Raw genomic sequence first — 13,060 nt, 5'->3', positions numbered from 1 at the left:
TCATATGCTGTTTAACCAGCGTCTGATATCGGCGGGTAAGGCGAGAGTCAATCCCGCCAACAGATAGGTTGAAATCATTCTGCAAAGTAATAACAGGTATCACGATAAATGTGTAGATACCTATGCCGTTAAGGGCGGCTGGAGGGATTGACGGCGCCCTTGCGGTGTCGTCCCCGCAAGCGAACGCTGAATTTGCGCAGCGTCACGATACCGTGGCCTGCGCATTTTTTATCCCTGCTGTTGTGAACGGTGCGTTTTGTTTTACCCCCCACCATACGTATAATCCCTCTCATTATTCCGGTTTTGAAATAAACGGTCCGTTATGCTGTCACTGCTTATCTCCACCCTGCGGCAACACCTCAATGCCCATTTGCTGCCGGCGGCACCCGGTATTCGGCAGCTGGTTCTGCCCTGGCCGGACGGCGCCGCGGTGCCCTTGCTGGATTGGCTTAACGCCTGGCCGCTTTATCCGCAATGCTACTGGCAGCACCGCGACGGCCACGAAGAGGTGGCGAGCTGCGGTGCGGTGCGCCACTTCGCCGGTCTCGACGCGGCGCAGCGTTTTCTTGCCGCGCAACCGGCGTCGCCGGATCTGCGGGTTTGGGGGCTTAATGCTTTCGGCGCCGGCGAGGAGGTCGCGGAAAGCGCGCTGTTCTTACCGCGCCTGAGCTGGCGGCGTCAGCGGGAAGGTTATCAGGTGATCCTGACGCTTTGCAGTGCAACATCGCTTGCGGCAGATGCCGCCGATTTCCTCGCCTGGCTGGAGACGCACGGCCCCGCTGCGCCGGCGCCTCTGCCGCCGCTGACGGCCAAGGTTACAGGCGTAGCGCATCTGCCCGATTTGCCGGCGTGGCGCCGCCTGGTGCAGCAGGCGCTCGCGCAGTTTGGCCAGGGTGGGCTGGATAAAGTGGTGCTGGCCCGCCGCTCCGCGCTAAGCGTCGACCTGCCGCCGTCACCGCTGTCGCTGATGGCGGCAAGCCGACAGGTTAATCACCGCTGTTTCCATTATCTGCTGGCGTGGTCGCCGCATGACGCTTTTCTGGGATCCAGCCCGGAGCGATTGTACCACCGGCACGGCCGCCGCTTGGATACCGAAGCCCTGGCCGGGACCGTCGCCTGCGACCCGGATCCGCAGCAGGCCAGCCGGCAGGCGGCGTGGTTAATGGCGGACGAAAAAAACCAGCGTGAAAATCTGCTGGTGGTGGACGATATCTGCCAGCGGTTGCGGCAGGCGGCGCTGGCGCTGGATGTCAGCGGCCCGGAAGTCATCCCCCTGCGCACCGTGCAGCATCTGCGCCGGGTGATCCAGGGCGATTTGCAGTACGCCGACGACAGCCGCTGTCTGGCGCTGCTGCAGCCGACTGCGGCAGTAGCCGGCCTGCCGCGGCGGCCGGCGGCGGCGTTTATCCGGCATCATGAACCTTTCGCGCGCCAGTGGTACGCCGGGTCAGCGGGCTATCTCACCGCCGGCGAAAGCGAGTTTTGCGTGGCGCTGCGCTGCGCCCGGGTGTCGGATCAGCATATCTGGCTTTATGCCGGCGCCGGTATTGTGCAGGGATCCGATGCCGATCAAGAATGGCAGGAAGTGGAAAATAAAGCCGCCGGTCTGCAATCACTCTTCACCGGCGAGACGCGCGGGCAGCAAACGACCTAGATCGGTGTTTATATCAATATCCGCTCTTACAATGGACTTACAATAGGGTGTCACCCTCACCCCTGAGCGCCAGGCCCATCATGTCCGAAATTATGTTTAACCGTCGCTGGGCGACGCTACTGCTGGAAACTCTGACTCGCCATGGCGTACGGCATGTCTGTATCGCGCCGGGATCGCGCTCGACGCCGCTCACGCTCGCCGCCGCAGCGCATCCGCGCCTGACCCGTCATTCTCATTTTGATGAGCGCGGGCTGGGCCATCTGGCGCTGGGTCTGGCGAAAGCCAGCGGACAGCCGGTGGCGGTTATCGTCACCTCGGGTACCGCCGCCGCCAATCTGTATCCGGCCTTGATTGAAGCCAGCCTGACCGGCGAGCGGCTGGTGCTGCTTACCGCAGACCGGCCGGCGGAGCTTATCGACTGCGGCGCCAATCAGGCGATCCGCCAGTCCGGCATGTTTGCCGGTTTCGCCGCCGGCGCGTTGGATTTACCGCGCCCGACGCCGGCGATCCCGGCGCGCTGGCTGGTGAGCGCCGTGGATGCGCTGCTGGCGGATGTCCCCCACGGCGGCGTGCATATCAATTGCCCGTTTGCGGAGCCCTTGTATGGCGCAGACCAGGACGAAGAGGATGACTGGTCACCGGCGCTGGGCGATTGGTGGCAGAGCAGTGAACCCTGGCTCAAGGCCGCGACGGCGCCGTTATTGCAGGCGGAGCCGGACTGGCCCGTCTGGCGCCGGCGCCGCGGCGTAGTGATAGCAGGCCGGACCGACGCCGCGCAGGGAGAGGCGATTGCGCAGTGGGCGCGCACATTGGGCTGGCCGCTGCTGGGCGATGTGCTGTCCCATACCGGGCAGCCGCTGCCCCATGCCGACCTTTGGCTTAACGCGCCGGCGGCGCAGGCGGAACTTGCCCGCGCGGAATTGGTGGTGCAGTTCGGCAGCAGTCTGACCGGCAAGCGTCTGCTGGCCTGGCAGGCCGAGTGCCCGGCCGAAGCGCTGTGGCTGGTGGATCCTCTGCCCGGCCGGCGGGATCCGGGCCATCACCGCGGGCGGCGTATTTTCGCCGCAGCCGCACCGTGGCTGACGTTGCATCCGGCCGTTGCCAATCCCCCTTGGGCCCCGGTTTTGGCCGAGCTGGCCGCCGTCGCCGCGAGGCGGGTAGGTCAGACGCTGCTGCCGGCGGCTGAAGCCGGGTCCACTGACGCGGCGTGGGCCGCGGCGCCGGTGTGCGAAGCGCGGCTGGCCTATCGGCTGCCGGCGCTATTGCCCACGGGTGGAGGGCTCTTGCTTGGCAATAGTCTGACCGTCCGCCTGGCGGATGCGCTGGCGCAACTGCCGGCCGGTTATCCGGTGTGGGGCAACCGGGGCGCCAGCGGGATTGACGGCCTGCTGGCGACCGCCGCCGGTGTGGCGCGGGCCACCGCCAGGCCGCTGCTCGCGCTGCTGGGCGACGTATCGGCGCTGTACGACATCAATTCCCTGGCGTTATTTCGCCATTGCCCGGCGCCGGTGGTAATTTTAGTGGTGAACAATAACGGCGGCCAAATTTTCTCGCTGCTGCCGACAACGCCGGAGACGGTGCGCCAGGCGTATTACGTCATGCCCCAGGCGGTGGATTTCCGCCATGCGGCGGCGCTGTTTGGTTTGGACTACCAGCGGCCGGACAGCATGGGGGCGCTGCGGACGATGTTGGACGCCCTCTGGCGCCGGCAGCCGGCGGCGGGGGCGGCAACAGTGGTTGAGCTGGTGGTGCCGCCGGAGCAGGGGGCTTCTCTTTTGCGCGAACTGGTGGCGGAGATGGCGCGATGACGGGGTGGGCGGCGCGGCACCGGCAAGCCGGCAGCGGGCGACGGCCCTGTCTGGTGTGGCTTCACGGTCTGCTCGGCTCGGGGGACGATTGGCTACCGGTGTTGCCGTATTTTGCCGGCTGGCCACAGCTGACGCTGGATTTGCCGGGCCATGGCGCCAGCGCCGCCCTGCCGCCGCAGCCGTTTGCCGCGCTGTCGGCGGCGCTGGCGCAGACCCTGCGCGGGCTGGACATCGGCGATTACATCCTCATCGGCTATTCCCTCGGCGGGCGTCTTGCGCTGTATCACGCCTGTCACGGTCAGGATCCTCGCTTGCGCGCGTTGTATGTTGAAGGTGCCCATCCCGGTCTGGCGGATGCGCCCGCGCGCCGGCAGTGGTTGCGGCACGATTTGGCGTGGGCGCGGCGCTTTGCCGGCGAGCCGCAGGCGGCGGTGTTGGCCGACTGGTACCGCCAGCCGGTATTTAGCGATATCACGCCGATGCAGCGCGCGGACCTAATACGACTGCGTGCCGGTAATTTCGGCGCGGGAATTGCGGCGATGCTGATGGCCGGTTCGCTGGGCCGTCAGCCGGATCTTCTGGCGCCGTTGCGACGTTTGACCTTGCCCTTCGGTTATCTGTGTGGCGCGCAGGACGCCAAGTTTTCCGCGCTGGCCGAGCAGACGCGGCTGTCCTGGTGGCCGATACCGGCAGCGGGACATAACGCCCATCGCGGCAACCCGCAGGCGTTTGCCGCACAACTTCTTTCTTTGCTGGCTCCGTTTGAATAAAGGAACGCATGATGCTTGAACCTAATGAAGACTCTTGGTATGCCCCCATCGACTGGCGTGATTGCAGCGGCGAGTTCACCGATATCCGCTATCACAAGTCTGCGGACGGTATCGCCAAAATTACCCTTAACCGACCGCAGGTGCGTAATGCGTTCCGTCCGCTGACGGTCAAAGAAATGATGCTGGCGCTGAACGACGCCCGCTATGATGAGGGTATCGGCGTGATTATCCTCACCGGTGAGGGGGAAAAGGCCTTCTGCTCCGGCGGCGATCAGAAAGTCCGCGGCGATTACGGCGGTTATCAGGACGACGGCGGCGTGCATCACCTGAACGTCCTCGATTTTCAACGCCAGATCCGCACCTGCCCCAAACCGGTGGTGGCGATGGTGGCCGGCTATGCCATCGGCGGCGGCCATGTGCTGCATCTGATGTGCGATCTAACCCTGGCGGCGGAGAATGCGGTATTCGGCCAGACCGGCCCGAAAGTCGGCTCGTTTGACGGCGGCTGGGGCGCGTCTTATATGGCGCGCATCGTCGGCCAGAAGAAAGCGCGGGAGATCTGGTTTTTATGCCGTCAGTACAACGCACAGCAGGCGCTGGAGATGGGGCTGGTCAATGCCGTGGTACCGCTGGCGCGTCTGGAAAGCGAAACCGTGCGCTGGTGCCGGGAGATGCTGGCCAACAGCCCCATCGCCTTGCGTTGCCTGAAGGCAGCGCTCAACGCGGATTGCGACGGACAGGCCGGTTTGCAGGAGCTGGCGGGGAACGCGACCATGCTGTTTTACATGACCGACGAGGGGCAAGAAGGCCGCAACGCCTTTATCGAAAAGCGCCAGCCCGATTTCAGCCAATTTAAGCGTAATCCCTGATGCGCTGGGCGTCGCTTTACCGCTACCGTCTGCCGATGCAGCCCGGCGTAGTGCTGGGAAATCAGCGCCTTGTCTGGCGTGAGGGGTGGGTGGTGGTGCTGGAAGCGTCGGGACGGCGCGGCGAAGGGGAAATCGCGCCGCTGCCGGGTTTTAGCCGTGAGAGCCTGGCGGCGGCCGGCACGGCGGCGCAAGATTGGCTGGCGCGCTGGACGTTGGGCAAGGCGTTTGCAGACGAGCTCGCTGCGGCGCCGCCGTCGGTGGGTTTCGGCATCAGTTGCGCGCTGGCGGAACTCGACGACACGCTACCGGCGCAGGCGGACTATCGCAGCGTTCCGCTGTGTACCGGCGATCCCGACGAAGCGCTGGCGCATTTGGCGGGGTTGCCGGGCAAGAAAGTGGCCAAGCTGAAGGTGGGGATGTATGAGGCAGTTCGCGACAGTCTGACGGTGAATATGCTGCTTTCGGCGCTGCCCGACTTGCGTTTGCGGCTGGATGCCAATCGCCGCTGGACGCGCGAGCGCGCGCTCGCGCTGCAGTTTGCCCGCTATCTGGCCCCAGACTGCCTGTCCCGCATCGATTTTCTCGAAGAGCCCTGCGCCAGTACTGCCGATTCGCTGGCCTTCGCGGCGCAAACCGGTATTCCCATTGCCTGGGATGAGAGCGCGCGCGAGCCGGGGTTCACGCTGCGCGCTGACCCAGGCGTCGCGGCGCTGGTGGTGAAACCCGGGCTGACGGGCACGCTGGCGCACTGCCGGCAGACGTTGGATCACGCCCGGCAGCTTGGCTTAACGACGGTGATAAGCTCCGGGGTTGAATCGAGTCTGGCGCTGACCCAGCTTTCCCGTTTGGCGCATTGGCTAACGCCTGCGGTGCCACCGGGGCTGGATACCTTGTCGCTGATGCAGGCGCAATTGCTGCGGTCATGGCCCGGCTGTGATTTACCGTTGTGGTCCTGGGCGCAGTTGGAGTCTGTCGAGACGATGCCATGAGCCAAGGTCTAGCGGGAGGAGGCCATGCCTGAGCACTTTGCGGATTGGCCCTGGCGTCACTGGGCGCAACAGACGCCTGATGCGGTAGCTCTGCACGGGCCGCAGGGGGATGTGAGCTGGCGGCAGGTGGCCATGGCCGTACAGCGGCAGGCGGCGTGCTGGCGACGGGCGGGTGTGCTGCCGGGCTGCGGCGTGGCGTTAATGGGCCAAAATTCGCTGACGCTGCTGTTGGCCTATTTAGCCGCGTTGGCATGCGGTGCGCGGGTGGCGCCGCTCAATCCCCGTTTGCCGGCCGAATTGGTGGCGCGCCGGCTGCCGACGCTCGATATCGCGTTTGGTTATAGCTGTGAAAAAAGGGCCTGGCCGTCGGGCATCATGCCGCTCGACGTCGATCTGTCATTGTTGTCGCCGGCGCCGGTTGCCGTTGACGCTTTAGCGCCCCCGGCAACGCTCTGGGATGCCCAGCGTCTGGCGACGCTGACGCTGACCTCGGGATCGAGCGGCTTGCCCAAGGCGGCGGCCCACCGCTACGCCGCCCATTTATGCAGTGCGGCGGGGGTCGTGGCGCTGCTGGATTTCCGGGCTACGGGCTGTTGGCTCTTATCGCTGCCGCTGTATCATGTTTCCGGGCAGGGCATCGTCTGGCGCTGGCTGTATGCCGGCGCGCGGCTGGCGGTGCGGGAAGGCAAGCCGCTGGAGCAGGCGTTGATGGGGTGTAGTCATGCGTCATTGGTGCCGACGCAGTTATGGCGGCTGCTCGAGGGTTCTGTCGCGGCGCTGTCGCTCAGGGATGTGCTGCTGGGCGGTGCGATGATCCCCGCCGAACTCACGATGCGCGCCGAAGCAGCCGGAATCCGCTGCTGGTGTGGTTACGGACTGACCGAATTTGCCTCAACCGTCTGCGCCGGGCGTGCGGACGGCTCGGCAGGGGTCGGCTTGCCGCTGGCCGGGCGCAGTTTGCGGTTAGTCCAGGGCGAGATTTGGCTGCGCGGGGCCAGCCAGGCCGCAGGTTACTGGCAACAGGGACAATTGCTGCCGCTTGATGAGGGCGATGGCTGGTTTCACACCCGCGACCGCGGCATGATGCGCGCCGGCCAATTGACCATCGCCGGGCGGCTGGATAATCTCTTTTTCTGCGGCGGCGAAGGCGTACAGCCCGAGGACATCGAACGCCTGCTGTCCGGCCACGACGGCGTTCGCCAGGCATTCATTGCGCCGGTGGCCGACCCGGAATACGGCCACCGGCCGGTGGCGGTGGTGGACGCCGACGTTCCGCTGGCGGCGCTGCGTGCCTGGCTTGAGCCGCAATTGTCCCCTTGGCAGCGCCCTGTGGCGTGGCATTACCTACCGTCGGCGCTGCACCAAGGCGGCATCAAAATCCCGCGCGGGGCTATCCACGCCTGGCTGGCGCAGACCTCGGCAGAGTGAACCCAACACGGCTCGCGCCCGCCTCGCCCTCAGGCAATTATCGCATTTCGTGAAAATCCCGCGAACAGGTGTTGTGTTTGTCGATGCCGCTTCTTAAAGTGGCTCTACAGGATCACAGGAGAAGAGCATGCTTAGGGTAGAAATGCTGTGCACGGGCGATGAAGTCCTGCACGGTCAGATTGTCGACACCAACGCCGCCTGGCTGGCGAGCTATCTGTTCGAGCAGGGGATGCCGATGTCGTCGCGCATGACCGTCGGCGACAATCTGTCCGCGCTGGTGGCGGCAATGACCGAGCGCAGCCTGCGGGCGGATGTGTTGATTGTCAATGGCGGCCTGGGGCCGACCAGCGACGATCTTAGCGCGCTGGCCGCCGCCACCGCCGCTGGCGATGAACTGGTAGAGCATGCGGAGTGGCTGGCGAAGATGGCGGCCTATTTCGCCGAACGCGGCCGCGAGATGGCCCCCAGCAACCGGAAGCAGGCCCTCATTCCCGCCAGCGCCGAGCTGATTGACAATCCGGTGGGTACCGCCTGCGGTTTTGCGCTGCAGCTTAACCGCTGCTTGCTGTTTTTCACCCCCGGGGTGCCGTCCGAATTTAAGGTGATGGTTGAGCGCGAAATCGTGCCGCGCCTGCGCGAGCGGTTTGACTTGCCGGATCCGCCGCTGTGCCTGCGGATGACCACGTTTGGCCGCGGCGAAAGCGATCTGGCCAATGAGCTGGACGGCCTGCCGCTGCCGGAAGACGTGGTGCTCGGCTACCGTTCCTCGATGCCGATTATTGAACTCAAACTAACCGGCCCGGCCCATGAACGCGAGGCGATGGAGCAGGTGTGGCAACAGATCCGCGCGGTGGCCGGCGAAAGCCAGCTCTACGAAGGGACCGATGATTTACCGGCCCGTCTGGCGCAGCTGCTGCCGCAGCGGGGGCGGGGGCGGGGGCTGACTCTGGCGCTGGCGGAGCAGTTTACCGCCGGTATGGTCACCTGGCAGTGCCGGAGCGCCGACGTGCCGGTGACGGGGGGCGAATGCTGGCCTGCCGATACCGATAAAGCGGGGGCCGCGCCGCTGGTCGGTTTACCGGCGCTGGCGCAGCAGGCCGCGCAGCTGGCGCAGCGTCACGGCGCCTCGCTGGGGCTGGTGGTAGGGGATTTGGCTCAGGATCATTTCAGCGTGGCGCTGCATACGCCGGATCAAGATTTTGCGCAAACCATCGTGTTGCGCAACAATTTGGCGCGGCATCCGCTGCGCGCCCGTCAGGAAGTGGTGGCGCTGATGGCATTGACGATGCTGCAGCGCTGGCTGCAGGGCAGAGCGGTCTACGCTGAATATGGCTGGGTGCGTCTCGCGGCCACGCTTTGAACCGCGCGTCGCGGCGCCGTCTGGCGCCGCCGCCGGCGATGTCGCTGCTGGCCACAAATAAACCGGGGGCCGTCGCCAAGCGACGGCCCCCTTTGTCATCTTGCCAGGGTGGCTTGTTTTACCGCAGCGGCTTATCCCTCCGGGGTAGCACCGCTTAGCATGATGGCCTATCCTGCCGGGGCAGCACAAATTACCACGATGGCTTATCCTGCCGGGGCAGCACCGCTTACCACGGCGGCTTATTCAACGATGGCGGCTCAGTTAGCTCGGTGGCTTAACCTGCTGCCGTAGCCGATGACGGCGCAAAATCTTCCGCATCTACATCGTAACCTGACGGCTCCCAGCGCAGCGTCAGCAGGCCCAGCAGCGGCGCCAGCGCAATCACCCAGAACACGCCGGTGCCGAGCAGCGCCGTCAATACCGGGAACAGAAACAGCGACAGCGTCGAACTGGCGCGCATCAGCGTCTGATTAAAGCCCACGCCTACGCCGCGCAGCGAGGTGGGGTAGCTTAGAGAGGCGAAGGTCATGCTGTGCGAGCCGGGGCCGACCCCTTGTCCGAACAGGAATATCGCCAGCATGGCGATAGCCAGCCCGGCTTGCATGCCATCGTGTGGGCGGCCGATAAGCGCCAACCCGATGAGCGACACTAATTGCAGGGCATAGCCCAGCACGGTCATAGGCCAGGCGCCAAAGCGGGGCACAAAACGCACCGCCAGCAGCCCGCCGACAAACGCGAACAGGAGGTTTAGCGCCAGCGAGAACAGGATGGTGCTCAGCATGGACTGTTCCAGAAAGCTGCTGAGGATAACCGGCGGACCAAAGGCGACCGCATTATAGGCGAACGAGGAGGCGACGGCGATGATGGTCGCCAGCACCGTCCGCCGCAGGTAAACGCCGCGCAGCAGCGCAGCGTAATTGCGTAAACCGGCTTTGGCGCGGCGGTTAACCTGCGCCGTCGGCGCATCCGGCGCGACCTCGGCATTGATACCGTAGGAATGGCGCAAGATTTTCGCCGCACCGGACAGATCGCCCTGGTTAGCGGCCCAGACGGGCGATTCACTCATATAGCGGCTGCGGATGGCAATAATCACCAGCGCCGGCACGGCGCCGAAACCGAGGATCAGCCGCCATAGCCACGCGGTATGCCCTTCCGGCAACACGCCGTACAGCAACAAGACCAGCAGATAGGAAACGCTGATTGCGGCATACCAGGTGGGACACCACATGGCAATGCTGGCGGCTTTGTTACCCCGCCCGCGCAGGCGAGAAAATTCCGCCAGAAACGCCATTGCCACCGGCAAATCGATGCCCACGCCCAGGCCCATCACAAAGCGCGCGGCGGTAAGCACGTATTCGTTGGGGGCGAAGGCGCAGGCCAGCGCCGCCAGCACGAAAAACACCATGTCCGCCATAAAGACCCGATAGCGGCCAATTTTATCGGTCAGGTAACCGCCGATAAACGCACCGACAATGGCGCCGAAGGTGATGGCCGACGCCACCATGCCGGTCCCGGCCGGGGTGAGGTTGAACTCCCGCGCGACATCCTTAATGCCAAACGCCAGCGCGCCGAGATCGTAGGCATCGAGAAACACCCCGCCCAGCGCGATGGCAATGATAATCGAGGCATGGGAACGATTATCGGTGTGATGATTGACCAGCGCGGAAACATCGCTGGCGCTGCGTATGACATGCCGCTCGCCGGTGGCGCTATGGCCATCGGCTAACGTGGCGACATGCGCCGTACTGAAAAGTAAAGACATAGACGTCGAGGCTTAGGTAAAAATTTTACGGTAGCCAAGCATACCGATTGGCGCAGCGAAAACCAATTCCGTTACGGAATAAGTTACAACTAACGGTTTAATCGGTCTTGATGCCGCCCTTTATGTCATGAGCGTAATGTTGGGGGAAAGCTGTTCCAGCCATTCGGGCAACGGGTTGGAGGCATCGGGAGTAATGATCAACAGCGACAGGTGGGGGAGCCGCGCAATATCCTCCAGCGACGCGTGATGGATAAGTTGGGCAGACACCCGCAGGGTATGGAGGCTGGGCGGCAACCCCTGTGGCCACCGGGTAAAGCCGTTGCCAGTCAACGCTAAGCTTTCTAATGCCGGCAAGTGCTCTTGCAGATTATCCAGGCTTGCCGGGGACATCGGCGCGTGCTGGGAAAGACTGAGGTGCGCCAGCGTTGCAGGTAAATGTTCAGGTAAGCGCGACATGTCACAGGCTTTAAGCTGCAGATCGACCAAACGGTGGGCCCTCGCCGCCAGATTATCGAGCGCATTATCCGCTAACTGAGGCGAATCATTGAGACTCAACGTCGCTAGCCCGACGGGTAAATTGTCGGGAAGACGGTGAATTCGCTTCGCTTGAAACACCTCTACGGTCTGGGGAATATCCCCCTCACACCGCACGTCAGCATAACCGCGTACGTTAAGCGCGATAAGCGCATCGTGGGGGCTGACCGAGCAAATGAGAGGATTGGCCGCCGTCCCGCCACGTTCTTCGGGCGTGAGCGATGGGGTGGAACGCGGGGTTAAACGTAAGCGGGGTGCAGCGGGTTGGCTTGCGGCATGGCTCTCTCTGCCCGGTCGGGGGAATAAGGCCTGCTCATTGCCGGCGTAATCGATTAGTGGCGTTGACTCCGTATAGCGAGGGGGCGTATAGAGAGGCAGCGTCTTTTCATAAGCATAAACGGCGTTCTCCTGATAATCCGCCTGCACGGTATAAGACTCTTTTTGCAGATTCAGCGACAACACCGGTTTAAAGTCTTTATCGGTTATGGTGAACCTTAAATCATTCACCTGCGTAAAGCGAAGACTGTCGCTGAAATTGGCCATCCCCCGCAACTGTTCAAAACAGCTTTTGATGTCATATTTCGTGACATCGGCAGGAGGATGACAGAGTTCATTCAACAGATAGAGACATTTTTTGGTGTCGCCCGCGAAGAAAAAGTCTTTGATCTTTTCCCAGAGCGTCATCGTTGGTGATGCCTCGCTTTTATTCTCCATAATTTCCCCAATGCGCTCCGCGCTGAGGGTATTAGAAAAACAAGAATTTCCGATACTGATTGCCATAACACACCCCAAATGGTTTATCTGCTTAATCAAAAGGACTGCCGGCATTTTCATTCATTTATAATAATTCTCTAATACGGTGTTTTGCGTATCCTGTTGCTTCGTGCCGAGGGCTTCACGCAGATGGTTTCGTGCAGACTGCTTCGTGCCGAGGGCTTTGCGTAGATGGCTTCGTGCAGGCTGCGTCACGCCGAGGGCTTCGCGTGGCTTGTTTCGCGCCGATGGCTCTGTGCAGAGGGAAACCCCATTGCATAGCGCGCGACCACGGCAGGTTTATCGAAGGGAAGGGCGGTGCCGGAGGGGGGGGATAATGGCCTCCGGCCTGAGGGGAAGGACTATAACTCCAGCTCGATATCGTCAACCGGCAGGCAGCAGCAGGGCAGGATTTCCCCTCGGCCAACAAAGGCCAGCGGCTCCTGGTGGTATTTCACCTCACCCGCCAGCAGACGCAGGCGGCAGGCGCCGCAGTAGCCGGAGCGGCACTGGAATTCTACCGGCACCTGGTGCGCCTCCAGCGCGTCCAGCAGCGAGCGGTGCGCTTCGCTGCAGGAAAGCGCGGCACCGCACGGCCGCAGGTGAATAAGGGGCTGCGCCATGTTACAGCTGGAAGTCGCTAAGGTCGTCGCTGTTCACTTCGGCGTCAATCTGGCCTACCAGATAGGAACTGACCTCCACCTCCTGCGGCGCCACCTGCACGTTATCCGACACCAGCCAGGAGTTAATCCACGGAATGGGATTGGAGCGGGTGGCAAAGGGCAGGTCCAGGCCGACCGCCTGCATGCGGATATTAGTGATGTATTCCACATATTGGCACAGGATATCTTTGTTTGAATAACCCCGAGTTTATTAGAGAGTAATTTTGGCAATACTACGCCGCTTCCTCTGATGCTAATTGCAAAGCGTAATAGTTCATTTCGGCTTCAGTAGGAGGGATGTAACCCAGCCGCCCGAGCAGCCTTCTGTTGTTGTACCAGTCCACCCAGTCCACCCAGTCCAGCGTGGCCAACTCCACTTCCGTCCGGTTTTTCCAGCTCCCGCGGTGGATAACCTCCGTTTTGTACAACCCGTTGATACTCTCTGCCATCGCATTATCGTAGGAGTCGCCG

11 protein-coding genes and 1 pseudogene are annotated in these 13,060 nt (G+C 63.0%); 7 read left to right on the top strand and 5 right to left on the bottom strand.

Annotation, left to right across the window (positions count from 1 at the left end; all coding sequences use genetic code 11):
• The first annotated feature begins 322 nt into the window (after positions 1-322).
• From menF to CINSTRO3249_RS06530, 7 genes are all read left to right on the top strand, one after another.
• Positions 323-1,654 carry an isochorismate synthase MenF gene (gene menF / locus CINSTRO3249_RS06560; RefSeq protein WP_074012672.1) on the top strand — a complete coding sequence of 444 codons (1,332 nt, stop codon included), beginning with the start codon at positions 323-325 and terminating at the stop codon, positions 1,652-1,654.
• Positions 1,655-1,734: 80 nt separating this feature from the next.
• Positions 1,735-3,462 (top strand): 2-succinyl-5-enolpyruvyl-6-hydroxy-3-cyclohexene-1-carboxylic-acid synthase, encoded by a 1,728-nt coding sequence (gene menD, locus CINSTRO3249_RS06555; RefSeq protein ID WP_074012671.1) that lies wholly within the window; start codon positions 1,735-1,737, stop codon positions 3,460-3,462.
• Positions 3,459-4,232: a 2-succinyl-6-hydroxy-2,4-cyclohexadiene-1-carboxylate synthase gene (gene menH / locus CINSTRO3249_RS06550; RefSeq protein ID WP_074012670.1), complete on the top strand. Its 774-nt coding sequence runs from the start codon at positions 3,459-3,461 to the stop codon at positions 4,230-4,232. The genes menD and menH overlap by 4 nt, the downstream gene beginning before the upstream one ends.
• A gap of 11 nt (positions 4,233-4,243) precedes the next feature.
• Positions 4,244-5,101 carry a 1,4-dihydroxy-2-naphthoyl-CoA synthase gene (menB, locus tag CINSTRO3249_RS06545; RefSeq protein ID WP_074012669.1) on the top strand — a complete coding sequence of 286 codons (858 nt, stop codon included), beginning with the start codon at positions 4,244-4,246 and terminating at the stop codon, positions 5,099-5,101.
• On the top strand, positions 5,101-6,090 hold the full coding sequence (menC, locus tag CINSTRO3249_RS06540) for an o-succinylbenzoate synthase (RefSeq protein ID WP_074012668.1): 990 nt from the start codon (positions 5,101-5,103) through the stop codon (positions 6,088-6,090). Before menB ends, menC begins: the two co-directional genes overlap by 1 nt.
• A 24-nt stretch (positions 6,091-6,114) precedes the next feature.
• Positions 6,115-7,518, top strand: a complete 1,404-nt coding sequence (gene menE / locus CINSTRO3249_RS06535; protein WP_074012667.1) for an o-succinylbenzoate--CoA ligase — start codon at positions 6,115-6,117, stop codon at positions 7,516-7,518.
• A gap of 127 nt (positions 7,519-7,645) precedes the next feature.
• Positions 7,646-8,878: a nicotinamide mononucleotide deamidase-related protein YfaY gene (locus tag CINSTRO3249_RS06530; protein ID WP_074012666.1), complete on the top strand. Its 1,233-nt coding sequence runs from the start codon at positions 7,646-7,648 to the stop codon at positions 8,876-8,878.
• A gap of 274 nt (positions 8,879-9,152) precedes the next feature.
• Here CINSTRO3249_RS06530 and CINSTRO3249_RS06525 read toward each other — a convergent pair whose 3' ends face one another.
• The 5 genes and pseudogenes from CINSTRO3249_RS06525 to CINSTRO3249_RS06505 form a co-directional block, all read right to left on the bottom strand.
• Positions 9,153-10,640 carry an MFS transporter gene (locus tag CINSTRO3249_RS06525; protein ID WP_074012665.1) on the bottom strand — a complete coding sequence of 496 codons (1,488 nt, stop codon included), beginning with the start codon at positions 10,638-10,640 and terminating at the stop codon, positions 9,153-9,155.
• A 120-nt stretch (positions 10,641-10,760) separates the two neighbouring features.
• Positions 10,761-12,008 carry a leucine-rich repeat domain-containing protein gene (locus CINSTRO3249_RS06520; RefSeq protein WP_174249742.1) on the bottom strand — a complete coding sequence of 416 codons (1,248 nt, stop codon included), beginning with the start codon at positions 12,006-12,008 and terminating at the stop codon, positions 10,761-10,763.
• 281 nt (positions 12,009-12,289) lie between these two features.
• Positions 12,290-12,550, bottom strand: coding sequence for a class I ribonucleotide reductase maintenance protein YfaE (yfaE, locus tag CINSTRO3249_RS06515; protein ID WP_074012663.1), 261 nt, complete (start codon positions 12,548-12,550; stop codon positions 12,290-12,292).
• A 1-nt stretch (position 12,551) separates the two neighbouring features.
• A pseudogene (locus tag CINSTRO3249_RS06510) lies at positions 12,552-12,782 on the bottom strand (ribonucleotide-diphosphate reductase subunit beta); the annotation flags it as partial.
• Between the two features lie 40 nt (positions 12,783-12,822).
• Positions 12,823-13,060: integrase core domain-containing protein (locus CINSTRO3249_RS06505; RefSeq protein WP_143146883.1), on the bottom strand; the 238-nt coding region annotated here is incomplete at its 5' end.

The organism is Candidatus Sodalis sp. SoCistrobi, from assembly GCF_900143145.1.
GTDB lineage: Bacteria > Pseudomonadota > Gammaproteobacteria > Enterobacterales > Enterobacteriaceae > SoCistrobi.
The sequence above is the reverse complement of the archived record's forward strand: the minus strand, read 5'-3'. Positions and strand labels throughout refer to the sequence as shown.